We start from the raw sequence: 17,501 nt of genomic DNA on the forward strand, positions 1-17,501 counted from the left end.
GAAGCGGAGGTGCGGCCTTCGATCGCGGCCGAACCGGACGATCGCGCGCGGTGTCAGCCGTCAGCCGAGCAGTGGACGCAACTCGTTGACGACCTTGAGCTTCGACTCCGGCGCGCGACCCTTGCGTGCGCGCTTGCCGATGTGCGGCGCGAGCCCCGCATCGACAGCGTGGTCGTCCTGCGCCTTGCCGCCACGGCCGGTGCCGATCAGCACGACGCCCGCCGGATCGATCGCGAGCGCCTGCACGAGCGTTTCCTTGTCGTCGAGCGCCATCAGGATCACGCCGCGGCCGCCGCCGGACAGCGTCTTCATCTCGTCCATCCCGGAACACGAGCAGGCGGCCCCGCCGAGTGCACGACAGGCACGCGACCTGCGTCGCGTTCGGCAGCACCGGCATCGGCGCGAGCGGCACCGCGCCCGCATCGATCGTCATGAACGACTTGCGGACGTCCTCACGCGGCTCACCATGTCGCCGACCTTCGCGAGGAGCCGAAACCGTTTGCTCGATGCGAAGCAGCAGGTGCTGGTCGGCCGGCGCCGCGTAGTAGTGCATCAGGTGCGAGCCCGATTCGAGCTCGATCAGGACGTGACCGGCACGCCGTCACCGCGCCCGCCCGGCAGCACCGACACGTCGACCGAGTACACGCGGCCGCTGCTGCCCCACGCGATCAGGCGATCCGGCGTGCGGCACTGGAACGCCGCATACAGATGGTCGCCGGCCTTGAACGTGAAGCCGGCCGGGTCGAGCCCGTGGCCCTTCAGCGCGCGCACCCAGCCCTTCTGCGACACGACGACCGTCACCGGCTCGTCGACCACCTTCGCCTCGAACGTCGCGCGCTTTTCCTGCTGGATCAGCGTGCGGCGATCGTCGCCGTACTGCTTCGCGTCGGCCTCGATCTCCTTGATCATCAGCCGCTTCATCGCGCTTTCGTTCGCGAGCAGTTCTTCGAGCTTCGCCTTCTCGTCGCGCAGCGCTTCGAGTTCCTTCTCGATCTTGATCTTCTCGAGCCGCGCGAGCTGGCGCAGGCGGATTTCGAGAATGTCCTCGGCTTGCCGGTCGCTGAGACCGAATACGCTCATCAGCGCAGACTTCGGCTCGTCCGACTCGCGGATGATACGGATCACCTCGTCGATGTTCAGGAAGACGATCATCCGCCCTTCGAGGATATGGATGCGGTCGTCGACCTTCGCGAGACGATGGCGGCAACGGCGCGTCATCGTCAGCTGGCGGAACTTCACCCATTCGTCGAGGATCGTCAGCAGGCCCTTCTGGCCCGGCCGGCCGTCGGCGCCGATCATCACGAGGTTCAGCGTCGCATTCGATTCGAGGCTCGTGTACGCGAGCAGCGTGTTCACGAATTCCGTCTGGTCGATCGTGCGCGACTTCGGCTCGAACACGAGCCGCACCGCCGCTTCCTTGCCCGACTCGTCGCGCACCGCGTCGAGCAGGTCGAGCATCGCCTTCTTCGTGTTGAGCTGCTCGGGCGTCAGCGTCTTCTTGCCGAGCTTGAGCTTCGGGTTGGTCAGTTCCTCGATTTCCTCGAGCACCTTCTGGCCCGACGTGCTCGGCGGCAGCTCGGTAACGACGAGTTGCCACTGGCCGCGCGCGAGATCCTCGATCTTCCAGCGCGCGCGCACCTTCAGGCTGCCGCGGCCCGTTTCGTAGGCCGCCGCGATTTCCGTGTCGCTCGAGATGATCTGGCCGCCGCCCGGGAAATCCGGGCCCGGGATCAGGTTCATCAGCTCCGCGTGCGAAAGCTTCGGATTGCGGATCAGTGCAACCGCCGCGGCCGCGACTTCGCGCAGGTTGTGCGACGGGATTTCCGTCGCGAGGCCGACCGCGATGCCCGACGCGCCGTTCAGCAGCACGAACGGCATGCGGCTCGGCAGCGTCTTCGGTTCGTCGAACGAGCCGTCGTAGTTCGGCATGAAGTCGACCGTGCCCTGGTCGATCTCGTCGAGCAGCAGCTTCGCGATCGGCGTGAGCCGCGCTTCGGTGTATCGCATCGCCGCGGCGCCATCGCCGTCGCGCGAGCCGAAGTTGCCCTGCCCGTCGATCAGCGGGTAGCGCAGCGAGAAATCCTGCGCGAGACGCACGAGCGCGTCGTACGCCGACTGGTCGCCGTGCGGGTGGTATTTACCGAGCACGTCGCCGACCACGCGCGCCGACTTCACCGGCTTCGCGTCCGGGCCGAGGCCCATTTCGTTCATCGCGAACAGGATCCGGCGCTGCACCGGCTTCTGGCCGTCGCATACGTCGGGCAGCGCGCGGCTCTTCACGACGCTGACCGCGTAGCTGAGATACGCCTGCTCCGCGTAGTTGCCGAGCGTCAGCGCGTCGCTCTCGGGCGCGTCGGGGCTGGCAAAGAGATCGGAAGTGTTGTCGTCCATCAGAATTCCGTATTCGTAAGTGGCGTGAGGCCGGGCCGGGTGTCATGCCCGGCCGCGCACAGAGGCTCGTGTCGTGTTCGGTGCCAAGCGGTGCCGATGTGCCAGCGGATTCGTGCTCGTGGCAACGCGCAAGCCGCAGCGATGCGCAATGGCATCGCGAGGATTTGCCACGCCGCCACGGGTGCGAAGGCGCAGCACATCAGTGCCGATTGGTGCCGAACACTGCACTAAATATCCGCTTCGACGTCGTTGCCCTTTTCCTCGAGCCAGCCGCGTCGCGCGGCTGCCTCGCCCTTGCCCATCAGCATCGTCATCCGCGCGACGGTCGCCTCGTAGTCGAGCTCGCCGAGCTTCACCGGCATCAGGCGGCGCGTGTCGGGGTTCATCGTCGTGTCCCACAGCTGCTCGGCGCTCATTTCGCCGAGGCCCTTGAAGCGGCTGATGCTCCATTGCGTGTCGCGCACGCCGTCCTTGCGCAGCTTGTCGAGGATCGCTTCCAGCTCGCCGTCGTCGAGCGCATAAAGCTTCTGCGCGGCCTTCTTGCCGCGTGCAGGTGCATCGACGCGGAACAGCGGCGGCCGCGCGACGCACACGTGGCCGCGCTCGATCAGTTGCGGGAAATGCTTGAAGAACAGCGTGAGCAGCAGCACCTGGATGTGCGAGCCGTCGACGTCCGCGTCCGACAGGATGCAGATCTTGCCGTAGCGCAGGTTCGACAGATCGACGGTGTCGTCCGGGCTGTGCGGATCGACGCCGATCGCGACCGAGATGTCGTGCACTTCGTTGTTCGCGAACAGACGGTCGCGCTCGGTTTCCCACGTGTTCAGCACCTTGCCGCGCAGCGGCAGGATCGCCTGGTATTCCTTGTCGCGGCCCATCTTCGCGGAGCCGCCCGCCGAGTCACCCTCGACGAGGAACAGCTCGTTGCGCGCGATGTCCTCGGTCTCGCAGTCGGTCAGCTTGCCGGGCAGCACCGCGACGCCCGAGCTCTTGCGCTTCTCGACCTTCTGGCCCGCGCGCGTGCGCGCCTGCGCCTGCTTGATCACGAGTTCGGCCAGCTTCTTGCCGTGCTCGACGTGCTGGTTCAGCCACAATTCGAGCGCCGGACGCGAGAACGACGACACGAGCTTCACCGCGTCGCGGCTGTTCAGGCGCTCCTTGATCTGCCCCTGGAACTGCGGATCGAGCACCTTCGCGGACAGCACGAACGACACGCGCGCGAACACGTCTTCCGCGAGCAGCTTCACGCCCTTCGGCTGCAGGTTGTGCAGCTCGACGAAACTCTTCACGGCCTGATACAGGCCGTCGCGCAAGCCCGATTCATGCGTGCCGCCGGCCGGCGTCGGGATCAGGTTCACGTACGATTCGCGCACGAGCGAGCCTTCCTCGCTCCAGGCGACGACCCACGATGCGCCCTCGCCTTCGGCGAACGTATCGTCGCCCGAACGCGAATCGGCGAAACGCTCGCCTTCGAACAGCGGGATCAGCAGCTCGCTGCCGTTCATTTCGTCGAGCAGGTAGCCGCGCAGGCCGTCCTCGTATTTCCACGTCTGGCGCTCGCCGGTTTTCTCGTTGACGAGCACGACCTCGACGCCCGGCAGCAACACGGCCTTCGAGCGCAGCAGGCGCTGCAGTTCGCCGAGCGGCAGGTTCGGCGAATCGAAGTACTTCGGATTCGGCGACACCTGCACGCGCGTGCCGGATTTCTTCTCGCCGCGGCCCGCGCCTTGCGTCGTGAGCGGCCTCACGACATCGCCATCGGCGAAGCCGAGCTCGGCGATCTTGCCATCGCGCCAGACCGTTACGTCGAGGCGCGTCGCGAGCGCGTTCGTCACCGACACGCCGACGCCGTGCAGGCCGCCCGAGAACGTATAGGCGCCGCCCGCGGCCTTGTCGAACTTGCCGCCCGCATGCAGGCGCGTGAACACGATCTCGACGACCGGCACGCCTTCCTCGGGGTGCATGCCGAACGGGATGCCGCGGCCGTCGTCCTCGACCGATACCGACTGGTCGGCATGCAGCGTGACCGTGATCTGCTTGCCGTAGCCGCCGAGCGCTTCGTCGGACGCGTTGTCGATGACTTCCTGGATGATGTGCAGCGGATTCTCGGTACGGGTGTACATGCCGGGCCGCTGCTTGACCGGCTCGAGACCCTTGAGCACCTTGATCGATGCTTCGCTATAGGCCGCGCTGGGTTTCTTCGTTGACATAGGCGCTGAATTTCGTCATTCATCGGGACGTTGTCCACACCTGGTGTGGATAACGTCGTGGACAAAACGTTGAGTTCCGTAAAAAAGCGAATCGAAACAACGGTGTGCTTGGACTGCTCCGAAAGCGGGCGCGCGGCGTGCGCTGCGCTGCCCGGGACGCGCGGTATTTTACTGGTTCCGCGTGTCACGCCAATCGCGAGATTGGCGCGCGGCCGCCACCGGCCGCGCGGCGCGTGACGCGCGTTATGCCGGCTTGCGCTTCGCCTCGAGCGTTTCCCACCGCTCGAGCGCGGCGAGCAATTCGTCGTCGATGGCCGCGAACCGCTCGGTCAGGCGCGTGCCTTCCTGCGGATCCTTCGCGAAAATCGAGCCGTCCTCGAGTTGCGCGTTGATCGTCTTCTGCTCCTCTTCGAGCGATGCAATCTTCTCCGGCAGCGAATCGAGTTCGCGCTGCTCGTTGAACGACAGCTTCACCGTGCGCTGCGCATTGCGGCCCGCGGCGCTCTTTGCCGGCTCTTCCTTGACCGGCACCGCTTCCTTCACCGCGCGCTTCGCGGCTTCCTGCGCGAGCTGCTCCGAGCGCTCGCTCTGGATCTGCCAGTCGGTGAAGCCGCCGACATATTCGCGCCACTTGCCGTCGCCTCCGCCGCGATCACCGACGTCACGACGTTGTCGAGGAACGCGCGATCGTGGCTGACGAGCAGCACCGTGCCGTCGTAGTCGGCAGCAGTTCTTCGAGCAGTTCGAGCGTCGGGATGTCGAGGTCGTTGGTCGGTTCGTCGAGCACCAGCACGTTGGCCGGACGCGCGAACAGGCGCGCGAGCAGCAGCCGTTGCGCTCGCCGCCCGACAGCGACTTCACCGGCGAACGCGCGCGCTCCGGCGCGAACAGGAAGTCGCCGAGATAGCTCATCACGTGCTTGCGCACGCCGCCGATCTCGACCCATTCGCTGCCGGGGCTGATGGTATCCGCGAGGCTCTTCTCCTGGTCGAGCTGCGCGCGCATCTGGTCGAAGTACGCGACCTGCAGGTTCGTGCCGGTGCGCACCGTGCCTTCGTCGGGCTTCAGTTCGCCGAGGATCAGCTTGAGCAGCGTGGTCTTGCCTGCGCCGTTCGGGCCGACGAAGCCGATCTTGTCGCCGCGCATGACCGTCGTCGTGATGCGGTCGACGACCGTGCGGCCGCCGTAGCGCTTCGTCACGTCGGTCAGCTCCGCGACGATCTTGCCGGACTTCTCGCCCTGCGCGACGTCGAGCTTCACGTTGCCCTGCGAATTGCGGCGCTCCGCGCGCTCGTGACGCATCTGCTCGAGCCGCGCGATGCGGCCGACGCTGCGCGTGCGGCGCGCCTCGACGCCCTTGCGGATCCACACTTCTTCCTGCGCGAGCAGCTTGTCGAACTTGTCGTTTTCCACGCGCTCGACTTCGAGCTGCTGCGCCTTGCGCGTCTGGTACGCGGAGAAATTGCCCGGTACGACAGCAGCCGGCCGCGATCGAGCTCGACGATGCGCGTTGCGACGCGGTCGAGGAACGCGCGATCGTGCGTGATGAACAGCAGGCCCGCGCGCTGCGCGACGAGCAGATCTTCGAGCCAGCGGATGCCGTCGAAGTCGAGATGGTTGGTCGGTTCGTCGAGCAGCAGCACGTCGGGCTGCAGCACCAGTGCGCGCGCCAGCGCGACGCGCTTCTGCATCCCGCCCGACAGCGCTTCGACCCTCGCGTCGACATCCGACAGGCCGATCTGCGCGAGCGTCATCGACACGCGCGTGCGCCAGTTCACACGCCACGCGTCGTGCGCGTCGAGCGACGACTGCAGCGCGTTCATCCGCGCGAGCAGCGCATCGTGCTCGGCGCCTTCCGGTATATCCGCGAGGCGGTGCACGATCGAATCGTATTCTTCGAGCAGTACGCGCGTGTGCGTGAGCCCCGACGCGACCGCGTCGAATACCGTCGCGCCCGGCTCGAATTCGGGCTCCTGCGGCACGTAGACGGTCACGAGTTCCTGCTGGCGCGTGACGAGCCCGTCGTCGGGCTTCGCGAGGTCGGCGACGATCTTCAGCAGCGACGACTTGCCCGCGCCGTTGCGGCCGATCAGGCCGACGCGCTCGCCGGCTTCCAGCGAGAAATCCGCGTGATCGAGCAACGCGACGTGACCGAACGCGAGCTGCGCGCCGGTAATGGAATAAAGCGACATGGGGAGACGGCGGAGAGAGGAATCGGAAGCGCCCATTGTACCGGTCGCGGACGCCGCCACCGGTATGGCCGGATGGACTAGGCCTGCGAGCGGCGCTCGAACCGCATCGGCGCGGTGCGATGGAGCGGTGTCATGTACGGCTTGCGGCCGGTTTCCTGCGCCGGATGCCGGCCGCGGGTTGCGGGTTGCGGGTTGCGGGTTGCGGGTTGCGGGTTGCGGGTTGCGGGTTGCGGGTTGCGGGTTGCGGGTTGCGGGTTGCGGGTTGCGGGTTGCGCACGACCGGATGAATGGGCGAATGCCGACCGGATGCCCGCGGCCGGTCGATCTGCCATTCCGCGCCTGGCGCATCGGGCGCCGGCGCGGGATGCGCGGTTACTTCACGTTGACCGTGATCGTCGAACTCATTTCGGGACCGTACGAACGGTGTGCACCTTCACCGAGCTGCAGCGTCAGCGTGTGCTGGCCGGGCGGCAGCTTCAGATCGGTTTCGGTCTGGCCCTTGCCGAAATGCAGCGAATGGTCGGTCGCCGGGATCACGTCGCCCTTCGACACCGGCTTGCCGTCGATCAGCAGGTGATGGTGGCCCGTATCCGGCGTCATGTCGCCGGCCGGCTTGAGCTCCATGCCTTCGAGACCGAACTTCACGTGCACGGGGCTCGACACCGTCGCACCGTCCTTCGGCTCGGCAAAGAACACGCGCGCTTCGGCGCGCGCGAGCGTCGATACGGCCAGCGCCGCGACACAAACCGCACCCGCGATCCACTTTCTGTTGAGCATCGCTTTCTCCTTATGATTAAACAGCCCGGGAAGCATACACCGCACACACGGCGTGCGTGTTTCGGTTGCGTTGTTCGCGATGCGTACGTTTAAAACGACGTTGCGCAGTCGTTCGGCGAAATTCCGGTAACATTGCGCCTTTCGTCCGCCGGCGAGGCTGCGGACGGCATCACCGAGTTTCCATTATCCCGAGCACCATATGAGCGAAGTAACCGAATACCAGAGCTGGGTCTGCCTGATTTGCGGGTGGGTCTACAACGAAGCGGAAGGGCTGCCCGACGAGGGCATCGCAGCCGGCACCCGTTTTGCCGACATTCCCGCCGACTGGCGGTGCCCGCTGTGCGACGTGGGCAAGGAAGATTTCGTCGTCGTCGATTTCTGATCGCGGCCGATCGCGCGATACGCGCGTCGGCGTGCAATCCGCCCGCTGATGCGCCGCGCGTTTGCTATACTCTGCGCGCTGTCCACACCGCCGTCCGGTTCGCGTTTTTCGCGCGATCGCCCGGACATGGCTCTCCCCGTAGTTCAATGGATAGAACAAGCGCCTCCTAAGCGCTAGATACAGGTTCGATTCCTGTCGGGGGGACCAGAAATTTCCCGCACGCTCCCTTGTTCACGACTCACCGTCGGACTCGACCTGCCGGAACCGCGCACGCAGAACGCCGTCAGGCGACCGCCCCTCGCCGCCCCCCCGTCCCCCGCTCCTCACATCACCCCCGTCCGCACCTGCGGCATCAGGCTCGCATCCGCACCCGTCACGGTAAACGCACCTGACGCCGACGCCCCTGACGGCCGCGCCAACAAGCTGCCATCCCCAAACCGGTTCGCATCGGCGACGATCTGGCTCGCCGCGCAACCGCTCGACAACAACGACACCGGCGAGCCGGCGATCGACGAGAACGTATTGCCCGTCACGCTGAACGAGCACACGTTTCCATACGCCCGGAAACCCGCATAACCGGAACCCGACACACGGTTGCCGGTCACCGCGACGTCCGTGACCGTCCCCGTCCACGTGTCGAGTTCGATCGCCGCCTGCTGCGTCGGCTGCAACCCGTTGTTCACATTCGAATTCTGGATGTTGGTCACGACATTGCCATTGATCACCACGTTCGACACGCCGTAGGTCTTCCAACTGTCCTCCTGCGCAACCAGGATGCCCGCCGCCTTCTGCACGCCGTCGACCGTATTGTTCGAGATCGTCACGCCCTGGCCGCCGACCACCGAAATGCCGCGCCCCCACGCATTGCCGGACACCGCGTTGTGGTCGATCAGCACATTGCTGTTGACGCGGCCGTCGCCGACATAGCTGACGACGGCGATCAGGTCGTCACCGGCGCCCGTCACCGTGTTGTTCTGCACGAGCACATTGGTCGAACCGTAGGTCGTATGGATGCCGTCGGCCAGCGTCGCCCGGACGGTATTGCCGACGATCGCGACGCCGCTGCCGCCGAACACGAAGATCCCGCCACTGGCGCCGCCATCGATCGTCACGCGAAGCACCTGGACGCCCGCGCCCGTCACCTCGACCTTGGTCGAAGCCGGCGTCGTGAGCCGCGTCGTGCCGGTGCCGGCCAGCGTCACGCCCACGAGCGTCGAACCGGCGCCGCTCATCACGATGGTCTGGTCGGCCGGATTCGTGGCGGCCAGCGTCGCGCCGTATCCGGAGATCACCACCTGGGGCACGGTCACCGCAAGCGAATGCCCGACAACGTAGCGGCCCGGCGCGATGACCAGGCGCTGGCCGGCCTTCAGGCTGTCGAATGCCTTCTGCAATGCGTCGGCCTGGTCGCTGCCGTCGGCGGCCGGAAAGACCGTCACGTCAGCAACGAGAACGGCATTGGTGTCCTGGGTGGGCGGGAGCGCTGCGCCGGGCGTCGTACCGGCCGGACTGGCCGCCGGCGCCGGCACCGGGCTGGCGGGATTCGCCGACGAAGGTGTCGTGCCGGATGCCGCGCTGGCAGGCTCGGCGGGGGATGTAGGTGTGTTCGCAACGGTCTGCGTTGCCGGCGCAGCATGGTTGTCGCCGCCGCCACACGCGGCGAGGCCAAGGCAGAACGCGGCAAGCATCGCCCGATCGACTGTACGCATACGATTTCTTGCGAGCCCGAGGTGGCCTCATCGTAAGTACGCCTGGCGTTTTTGTAAATGAACTCCTTCGCCCGACCGGCCGTGCGGCGCACCTGACACACAAACCGTTGGCGATCCTCTCCGATTCATCTCCATGACATGCGACACGTGATCGCACTCCATCCAATCGCCACGGACATGCACCGGGGATTGCGTAGAATCCCGAACCTTCGCATGTACACGAACCCGACCATGATTCGAACGATTGCGGCAGTGGCCGCACTTTCGGCCCTGACCTGCACGGCGTACGCCACCGATACCGGCACCGCATCCGGCACGGTGCACGCGAAACAGCGCTATGTCAGCCCGGGCCTCGCCAACGTCACAGGCGCGGCAGCACCGCGCCCGGAAAACGCGTCCTCCGACGCGCGCTGCAGGGAACTGGCCGCGGGCATCGACGCCGTGACGCATGCGCCCGACCGCGGCCACAAGGTCGTGCGCGGAATCGGCCCGGACGGCAAGCCGCGCAACGAACTGCAGGCTTACGACAAGCGGGCCAACCTGGAAACCGAGCATCGACGGCTCGGCTGCCGATAACGAACGCAACGCCGCCCGGTCAAATCACGCCGGGCATCGCCATTTACGCGTTCGCACCGCCATCGATCGTCAATCCTGTCCCGTTGATCGACCGCCCTTCCGGCCCGACGACGAACGCAACGAGCGCCGCCACGTCATCGGCCTTGCCGTACTGCGGAATCGCCATCCGCGAACGCTGCGCACCGGCATGTTCGCCGTCGGCCGGATTCATGTCGGTATCCGTCGACCCCGGATGCACGATATTGACGGTGATGCCGCGCGGCCCGAGATCGCGCGCGAGCCCCTGCGTCCAGCCGATCAGCGCGGCCTTGCTCGCCGCATAGAGGCTCATCCCCGCATCGGGCACGCGCGTCGCGAGGCAACTGCCGGTCGACACGATGCGCCCGCCCTCCCCGAGATGCCGCGCCGCCGCCTGCGACGCGACGATCACCGCGCGCACGTTCACGTTCAGCGTCGCGTCGATATCGTCGAGCGTGAGGTCGTCCAGCGTGCCTGCGCGGAAGATCCCCGCGTTGTTCACGAGGATGTCGAGACCACAGAACGCTTCCGCGGCACGATCGACCGCGTTGCGGACGGCAACCGGATCGGCGCTGTCAGCCTGGATCGCGATGGCACGACGGCCCAGCGCCTCGATGCCGGCGACGACGGCCTGCGCCCGCCCGGCCGATTTTTCGTAGGTAATCGCAACGTCCGCGCCATCGGCCGCCAGCCGTTTCGCGATGGCCGCGCCGATGCCGCGGCTGCCGCCCGTGACAAGTGCACGCTTGCCCTGAAGTCGATCCATGTTCGTTCCTTTCCTTATTTATGTAACGGTCGACACAGAATGTGGCAAGTTGCGCGGCACTGTCAATTGAATTATTTTATCGATCGATACAGATATCGACGAAGGAAGGAAAGCAATGGCTGAACGTGGCCGACCGAGAAGCTTCGACAAGGAAGCGGCGCTGGATCGCGCGATGGAGGTGTTCTGGCGCCTCGGCTACGAGGGTGCGTCGATGGCGGACCTGACGGCCGCGATGGGCATTGCGTCACCGAGCCTGTATGCGGCGTTCGGCAGCAAGGAAGCGTTGTTCCGGCAGGCTCTCGAGCACTACCGCGCAACGGAGGGACGGGAAATCTGGGATGGCGTCGAACAGGCCGGCAGCGCGTACGACGCCATGCGGAACTACCTGATGGATACCGCGCGTGTGTTCACGCGGCGGTCGAAGCCGGCCGGCTGCCTGATCGTGCTGTCGGCACTGCACCCGGCCGAGCGTTCCGACACCGTCCGGCAAACGCTGATCGCGATGCGCGAACGCACGGTCGAAGCGCTGCGCGAGCGCCTCAGTCAAGGTGTCGCGACCGGCGAGATCGCAGCGCACGCGAACCTCGACGCGATCGCGCGGTACTACGTGACGGTTCAACAGGGGATGTCGATCCAGGCGCGCGACGGCGCGAGCCGTCGCGATCTGGAGGCGGTCGCGCAAGCCGCGCTGGCCGCATGGCCGGCGCTCGTCGGTGCGAGCGGCGCGTAGCGGCAGGACGCCGCAGCCGCGCGCGGCCGCGCCGGCACGTTACTGCTTCGCCGCGTGCTGCACGTCCTTCGACGCATGCCACACGCGATAGCGCACCTCGAAGCCGTCGGGTACATAAACGACGAGCGGCAGGCGGCTGTTGTAACGCAGCAGTTGACCGTCGCCGCGCACCTGCACGAACCGTTGCTGCGGCGCCTGGCCCGGACACGCCATCAGCGTCGACGCCGGCCCCTTCACGTCGGTGAGCCGGTAGTACGTATAACCCCAGCCCTTCACGTCCTCGGCGGTCAGCTCGCCACCGAACCACTGCTGGTTGCAGTCGGTCTGCAGCGTCTTGCCGATCATCAGCTCGACGCGCGCATCGCCCTCGTTCTCGAGCGCGGGCAGCGCGATCACGGCGCGCTGCTGGCCGGCCGCTGCCTGCGGAAACATCTTGATCGACTCGGCCGGCACGGCGGGCGCCGATGCGGGGCCCGCCACGCACGCGGCGGCAGTCGTGACGCAGAAAGCGGCCAGGGCGGCCCGGATCGCGAATTTCATCGATGTGCTCCTGAAAAACAAATGAGCCCCGGATGCTAACACCTTCGTCGCGAGACCTTACGGCGCTGTAATTTCACGACACAATTCCGAACAGCCGGCAATCCTCGCGCGCGGTACTTATAGGGGAACCAACGGAGAACATCATGCTGAAGCTCATTGCTGCCGCCGGCGTCGCGACCCTGCTGGCCGGCTGCGTCGTCGCTCCCGACGCCGGATACGGCTACGGATCGACCTACTATTCCGATCCGGGCTACGCGTATGGCCCGGCCTACGCGCCGTCGCCCGTGTACGGCACGGTCAACATCTGGGGCGGTGGCGGCGGGCGCGACTGGGATCGCGACCGTCGCGGCTGGGATCGCGATCGCGGCGGCTGGGATCGCGACCGCGGCGAGCGCGCCCATCACGGCGGCTGGGGCCGCGGCGACGGACGCCGCGCCGACTGGAACGATGGCGGCGGTCGCGGCGACAACGGCGGCGGCCATCGCCACTGACGCACATTTGCAACCGTTTGTATCCGCGCACCGCCCGCCGATGGCCGGCGCGTCACGTGGACGAACGGACGGCCACAGAAAAACAAAGGCCCTCGCATGAAGCGAGGGCCTTTTGTCGTCCGGTCCGGCGAAGCGAATGTCGGCGGGCGCCGGCCAGCCGGCACCGAACCCGGTCATGCGTCGCGCACCTGCCGGCTTACCAGCCGGCAGGTTGCGCGTAGCCGCGCGACACCGGCGCACCGCACACGTACGCGCGCTGGTAGCGGTCGTAGCAATAGTTCGGGCCGTCGTCCTGATACTGCGCCTGCTGATAGGTCGGATAGTCAGGTTGCTGGTACGCAGGTGCCTGGTAGTACGTCGGCGGCTGATAGGCCGGTGCCTGGTACGCGGGCGCCTGATACACGACGGGCGGATTCATCGCGGACGTCACGATTGCGCCCAGCACCGCGCCGCCGATCAACGCGCCGATGATGCCGCCGCCGTCGCGGCCATGCGCGGACGCCGGGCCCGCCACGGCGAGCGAACCGGCGAGGACACACACTGCGGCAATCTTTTTCATGATGGACTCCCACGCGAAGTGGTACTGGATGCGATGCATTGTGGCGGCGCGCGGCCGTAATAGATGCAGCAAGTGGTAACGCGCCATTACGCGTGTCGCGCACGCCGAAACGCAGCGCCGCCGTGCTACGATTTTCGGCACACAGGAGACGCCTTCATGCAGCCCGAAACCGCCCGCCGTTTCGATACCGAATTCGCGCCGCGCATCGCGCAGGCAATCGCCGCCTTCTTCGCCGATCACGTGCTGACCGACGTCGTCCCGTACGGCGGGCACGGGCACCCGACGCGCGTGCAGATCCGCAGCGCGCCGCACGAGCACGTGAGCGGCTTCGTGCATCCGCTGAATCTCGAGCTGACCTGGGACACCGACGAAATCGAGCGGCTGATGGAACCGGACGGCCCGCAGCGCTTCGAGCACTACCTGGCCGCGCTGCCGAAAAAGCTGGGCGCGTGGCAGGGCGCGCGCGACATCGATCTCGCGTCGCGCACGCAGGCCGACCCGCTCGTGCGGCTCGGCGGCCTCGACTTCGAAGGCTGAGCGCGCGCGCCGGCGTCGCGCAATGCGGCCCGGTGATACACTCGACCGGCCCCGGTCCGGCGCAGCCGCGCCGGCCGGGCCGTTCATCGCCGCCTCCACCCTTTTCGCATGGTTGCGCACGCAACCGGCAACCGGGCGCGCGGACAACCTCGCTTTCGCTCCCGTCATGAACGCCGATACCGGTCTGCCGCTTCCGCAACGCTACTGGGCGATCGTCTGCGTCGCATTGGGCATCACGCTCGCCGTGCTCGACGGTGCCATCGCGAACGTCGCACTGCCGACCATCGCGCGCGACCTGCACGCGTCCGACGCCGCGTCGATCTGGATCGTCAACGCCTACCAGCTCGCGGTCACGATCACGCTGCTGCCCCTCGCATCGCTCGGCGAGCGCATCGGCTATCGCCGTATCTACATCGCCGGGCTCGCCCTCTTCACCGCGGCGTCGCTCGGCTGCGCGCTCGCCGGCTCGCTGCCGATGCTCGCCGTGATGCGCGTGATCCAGGGCTTCGGCGCGGCCGGCATCATGAGCGTCAACGCGGCGCTCGTGCGGATGATCTACCCGTCGTCGATGCTCGGGCGCGGGCTGTCGATCAACGCGATGGTGGTCGCGCTGTCGTCGGCGATCGGGCCGACGATCGCGTCCGCGATCCTGTCGTTCGCGTCATGGCCGTGGTTGTTCGCGGTCAACGTGCCGATCGGCATCGCCGCGGTACTCGGCAGCGTGCGCGCGCTGCCGGCCAACCCGCTGCACGACGCGCCGTACGATTTCCCGAGCGCGCTGATGAACGCGTGCGTGTTCGGCCTGCTGATCACGGCCGTCGACGGGCTCGGCCACGGCGAACGCCATGCGTACGTCGCGGCCGAGCTGGCCGTCGCGTTCGTCGTCGGCTACTTCTTCGTGAAACGCCAGTTGTCGCAGCCGGCGCCGCTCCTGCCCGTCGACCTGATGCGCATCCCGATGTTCGCGCTGTCGGTCTATACGTCGACGGCGTCGTTCACGTCGCAAATGCTCGCGTTCGTCGCGCTGCCGTTCTGGCTGCAGAATTCGCTCGGCTTCTCGCAGGTCGAGACCGGCCTGTACATGACACCCTGGCCGCTCGTGATCGTGTTCGCCGCGCCGCTCGCGGGCGTGCTGTCGGACCGCTACTCGGCCGGCATCCTCGGCGGGATCGGGCTCGCGCTGTTCGCGGCCGGCCTGCTGTCGCTCGCGACGATCGGCACGCACCCGGGCACCGTCGACATCGTGTGGCGGATGGCACTGTGCGGCGCGGGCTTCGGGCTGTTCCAGTCACCGAACAACCGCGCGATGCTGTCGTCGGCGCCGCGCGAGCGCAGCGGCGGCGCCGGCGGCATGCTGAGCACCGCGCGGCTGACGGGCCAGACGCTCGGTGCCGCACTCGTTGCGCTGATTTTCGGGCTCGCGCCCGATCGCGGGCCGACGATCGCGCTGTATGTCGCCACGGCCTTCGCGGCGGTGGCCGCGGTCGTGAGCATGCTGCGCATCGCGTCGCCACGGCCGGACTCGGTGGCCTGACACCGAGGCGCGCCGCACACGCAGACGCACACGCGCGTCACGCGGCGTCGAGCGCGTCCATCACGAAGCGCACGCGCGCCTTCACGCTCACGCGCGGCAACTCGATCAGCCGGTACCCGTACGACGTGTAGCAATCGACCATCGCATCGTAGGTGCGCACGGCTTCCGCGAAATCCTGCCGGCGCTCGGTGTCCTTCGTGTAGATGTCGGGCCACGGCGGCGCGATGAATACGCGCCGGTGATAGCGGAAACGGCGCGCCGCGGCTTCCGCATGCGCGGGCACGGCCAGCCCCGTCAGCCGCAGGTAGCCGACCACGTCCGGCACGCCGCGGTCGAAAAACACGGGGCCGCGCGCGTGCCGCGCGAGATGGTACGAGCGCATCTCCCAGCTCAGCATCAGTTCGGCGAACGCAGCCGGGTCGCGCCACGGCAGCGCGTGGCCGTCGACGGCCACCTGATCGCGGATCACGCCTCGCCCGGCCTCCTGCGAGCGCGCGAAACCGGCGCGCTCGAGCGCGTCGAGCAATGTGCTTTTGCCCGAGCCCGGGCCGCCCGTCACGACGAAGAAACGGCCGGTGGCGTCGTCGGTCGCGTCGTCGTCCCCGGCTCCGTGCGCGTATTCACGCATGCGCAACCCGCCGGCCCGCGCGCTGCGTGACCGACGCGGCCGCCGCGACACTGCGCAAGTCGGCGACGAACGTATCGCGCCAGACCGACAGGTCGTTCTCGCGCAGCCGCGCGAGGTTCTCCTCGTGACGCGCCTGCCGCTCCGCGAGCGGCATCGACAGCGCGCGCTCGAGCGCCTCGGCCATCTGCGACAGGTCGTACGGATTCACGAGGAGCGCACCGGTCAGTTCGGCAGCCGCGCCCGCGAACTCCGACAACACGAGCACGCCCGGATCGGCCGGGTCCTGCGACGCGACATATTCCTTCGCGACGAGGTTCATCCCGTCGCGCAGCGGCGTCACGTAGCCGACCTGCGACATCCGGAAGAACGCCATCAGCAGGTTGCGCTCGTACTTGCGGTTCAGGTACTGGATCGGCGTCCAGTCGAGCTGCGAAAAGCGGCCGTTGATGCGGCCGGCCTCGCCTTCGAGCGTTTCGCGGATGTCCTGGTAGGTCTGCACGTCGGAGCGCGTCGGCGGCGCGATCTGCACGAGCGACACGCGCCCCTGCCAGCCCGGTGCGTTCGTGAGCATCCGCTCGAACGACTGGAAACGCTCGACGAGCCCCTTCGAGTAATCGAGGCGGTCGACGCTCATCACCAGCTTGCGGCCGTCGAGCGCCTCGCGCAGCATCTTCACCGGCTTGCGCGTGCCGTACTGGACGGCCGCCTGCGCAATCGCGTCCGGATGCACGCCGATTGGATAGGCGGCGACCTTCACGACGCGGCCGTGCGCGTGCAGCATCCCGTCGTCGCTCGCCGCGCCGATCCCGCGCCGCTCGATGTAGTCGGTGAACGCCTGCTTGTCGGCATCGGTCTGGAAGCCCGCGACGTCGTACGCGCACATGAACTTCACGAGTTCCTCGTGCGGCGGCACGAGGCGCAGCATGTCGGGCGACGGAAACGGGATGTGCAGGAAGAAGCCGATCGGGTTCTTCACGCCGAGCTCGCGCAGGAAATGAGCGAACGGCAGCAGATGGTAGTCGTGTACCCAGATCAGGTCGTCGGGCCGCAGCAGCGCGGCGAGCTGCTTCGCGAGCATCGCGTTCACGCGCAGATAGCCCGCGTACTCCTGCCGGTCGAAGCGCGCGAGATCGCCGCGGTAATGGAACACCGGCCACAGCGTCGCGTTCGAGAAGCCGCGGTAGTACTGGTCGTAGTCGCGCCGGGTCAACCCGACCGTCGCATACGTGACGTTGCCGTCCCGCTGGATCGCGGGTTCGGCGTCCGGTGCACCGACGATCTCGCCGTTCCAGCCGAACCAGACGCCGCCGGTTTCCTTCAGCGCGTCCATCACGCCGACGGCGAGACCGCCCGCGCTCGGGCGCGTGTCCTCGCCGGCGGCGACACGGTTCGATACCACGATCAATCTGCTCATGCAGCTTCCCCTCCTCGATTCGATTGGCTGGCGCGCGGCGCGCGCCA

Annotated in this window: 14 protein-coding genes, 1 tRNA gene and 2 pseudogenes; 7 read left to right on the forward strand and 10 right to left on the reverse strand. The window is 67.3% G+C overall.

The genetic code is table 11. The features are described 5' to 3' along the window. Positions 1 to 60: 60 nt before the first annotated feature. The 4 genes and pseudogenes from parC to R9B84_RS12425 form a co-directional block, all read right to left on the reverse strand. Positions 61 to 2,391, reverse strand: a pseudogene (gene parC, locus R9B84_RS12410) (DNA topoisomerase IV subunit A). 227 nt (positions 2,392 to 2,618) lie between these two features. Then, positions 2,619 to 4,601, reverse strand: a complete 1,983-nt coding sequence (locus R9B84_RS12415) for a DNA topoisomerase IV subunit B (RefSeq protein ID WP_423758165.1) — start codon at positions 4,599 to 4,601, stop codon at positions 2,619 to 2,621. Positions 4,602 to 4,844: 243 nt separating this feature from the next. Beyond that, a pseudogene (locus R9B84_RS12420) lies at positions 4,845 to 6,793 on the reverse strand (ATP-binding cassette domain-containing protein). Between the two features lie 372 nt (positions 6,794 to 7,165). Continuing rightward, positions 7,166 to 7,570, reverse strand: a complete 405-nt coding sequence (locus R9B84_RS12425; RefSeq protein ID WP_423758166.1) for a DUF4399 domain-containing protein — start codon at positions 7,568 to 7,570, stop codon at positions 7,166 to 7,168. Between the two features lie 199 nt (positions 7,571 to 7,769). Here R9B84_RS12425 and R9B84_RS12430 point away from each other — a divergent pair, with 199 nt between their 5' ends. Both R9B84_RS12430 and R9B84_RS12435 read left to right on the forward strand, forming a co-directional pair. Further along, positions 7,770 to 7,952, forward strand: coding sequence for a rubredoxin (locus R9B84_RS12430; protein ID WP_034190709.1), 183 nt, complete (start codon positions 7,770 to 7,772; stop codon positions 7,950 to 7,952). 132 nt (positions 7,953 to 8,084) lie between these two features. Then, positions 8,085 to 8,159: transfer RNA gene (locus R9B84_RS12435), tRNA-Arg, on the forward strand. A gap of 116 nt (positions 8,160 to 8,275) precedes the next feature. Here R9B84_RS12435 and R9B84_RS12440 read toward each other — a convergent pair. Then, positions 8,276 to 9,661: a right-handed parallel beta-helix repeat-containing protein gene (locus R9B84_RS12440; RefSeq protein WP_423758167.1), complete on the reverse strand. Its 1,386-nt coding sequence runs from the start codon at positions 9,659 to 9,661 to the stop codon at positions 8,276 to 8,278. A 213-nt stretch (positions 9,662 to 9,874) separates the two neighbouring features. Between R9B84_RS12440 and R9B84_RS12445 the strand changes: the two genes are divergently transcribed. Further along, the gene (locus tag R9B84_RS12445; protein ID WP_423758168.1) at positions 9,875 to 10,237 is read left to right on the forward strand and encodes a hypothetical protein; all 363 of its coding nucleotides are present in this window, start codon (positions 9,875 to 9,877) and stop codon (positions 10,235 to 10,237) included. 43 nt (positions 10,238 to 10,280) lie between these two features. Here the strand turns inward: R9B84_RS12445 and R9B84_RS12450 are convergent, their stop codons facing one another. Then, the gene (locus R9B84_RS12450; RefSeq protein ID WP_423758169.1) at positions 10,281 to 11,021 is read right to left on the reverse strand and encodes an SDR family NAD(P)-dependent oxidoreductase; all 741 of its coding nucleotides are present in this window, start codon (positions 11,019 to 11,021) and stop codon (positions 10,281 to 10,283) included. A gap of 115 nt (positions 11,022 to 11,136) precedes the next feature. On the opposite strand from R9B84_RS12450, the gene R9B84_RS12455 reads away from it, so the two are divergent. After that, the gene (locus R9B84_RS12455) at positions 11,137 to 11,751 is read left to right on the forward strand and encodes a TetR/AcrR family transcriptional regulator (protein WP_423758170.1); all 615 of its coding nucleotides are present in this window, start codon (positions 11,137 to 11,139) and stop codon (positions 11,749 to 11,751) included. Between the two features lie 39 nt (positions 11,752 to 11,790). Here R9B84_RS12455 and eco read toward each other — a convergent pair whose 3' ends face one another. Beyond that, a complete protein-coding gene (gene eco, locus R9B84_RS12460) occupies positions 11,791 to 12,291 on the reverse strand; it encodes a serine protease inhibitor ecotin (protein WP_096471477.1) in 501 nt (166 codons plus the stop codon). Between the two features lie 143 nt (positions 12,292 to 12,434). Between eco and R9B84_RS12465 the strand changes: the two genes are divergently transcribed. After that, entirely contained in the window at positions 12,435 to 12,782 is a 348-nt protein-coding gene (locus tag R9B84_RS12465; RefSeq protein ID WP_423758171.1) for a hypothetical protein, read from the forward strand. Between the two features lie 196 nt (positions 12,783 to 12,978). Here the strand turns inward: R9B84_RS12465 and R9B84_RS12470 are convergent, their stop codons facing one another. Then, a complete protein-coding gene (locus tag R9B84_RS12470) occupies positions 12,979 to 13,380 on the reverse strand; it encodes a hypothetical protein (protein WP_423758172.1) in 402 nt (133 codons plus the stop codon). Positions 13,381 to 13,497: 117 nt separating this feature from the next. On the opposite strand from R9B84_RS12470, the gene R9B84_RS12475 reads away from it, so the two are divergent. Continuing rightward, positions 13,498 to 13,878: a DUF5594 family protein gene (locus R9B84_RS12475; RefSeq protein ID WP_047898717.1), complete on the forward strand. Its 381-nt coding sequence runs from the start codon at positions 13,498 to 13,500 to the stop codon at positions 13,876 to 13,878. 166 nt (positions 13,879 to 14,044) lie between these two features. Further along, entirely contained in the window at positions 14,045 to 15,412 is a 1,368-nt protein-coding gene (locus R9B84_RS12480; RefSeq protein ID WP_423758173.1) for an MFS transporter, read from the forward strand. A gap of 37 nt (positions 15,413 to 15,449) precedes the next feature. Here the strand turns inward: R9B84_RS12480 and R9B84_RS12485 are convergent, their stop codons facing one another. Together R9B84_RS12485 and otsA are read right to left on the reverse strand one after the other, a co-directional pair. Then, on the reverse strand, positions 15,450 to 16,040 hold the full coding sequence (locus R9B84_RS12485) for an AAA family ATPase (protein ID WP_423758174.1): 591 nt from the start codon (positions 16,038 to 16,040) through the stop codon (positions 15,450 to 15,452). After that, the gene (gene otsA / locus R9B84_RS12490) at positions 16,033 to 17,454 is read right to left on the reverse strand and encodes an alpha,alpha-trehalose-phosphate synthase (UDP-forming) (protein WP_096471483.1); all 1,422 of its coding nucleotides are present in this window, start codon (positions 17,452 to 17,454) and stop codon (positions 16,033 to 16,035) included. Before otsA ends, R9B84_RS12485 begins: the two co-directional genes overlap by 8 nt. Positions 17,455 to 17,501 lie beyond the last annotated feature (47 nt).

The sequence above is a fragment of the Burkholderia sp. NLJ2 genome (assembly GCF_049487195.1).
Classification (GTDB): Bacteria; Pseudomonadota; Gammaproteobacteria; order Burkholderiales; family Burkholderiaceae; genus Burkholderia; species Burkholderia pyrrocinia.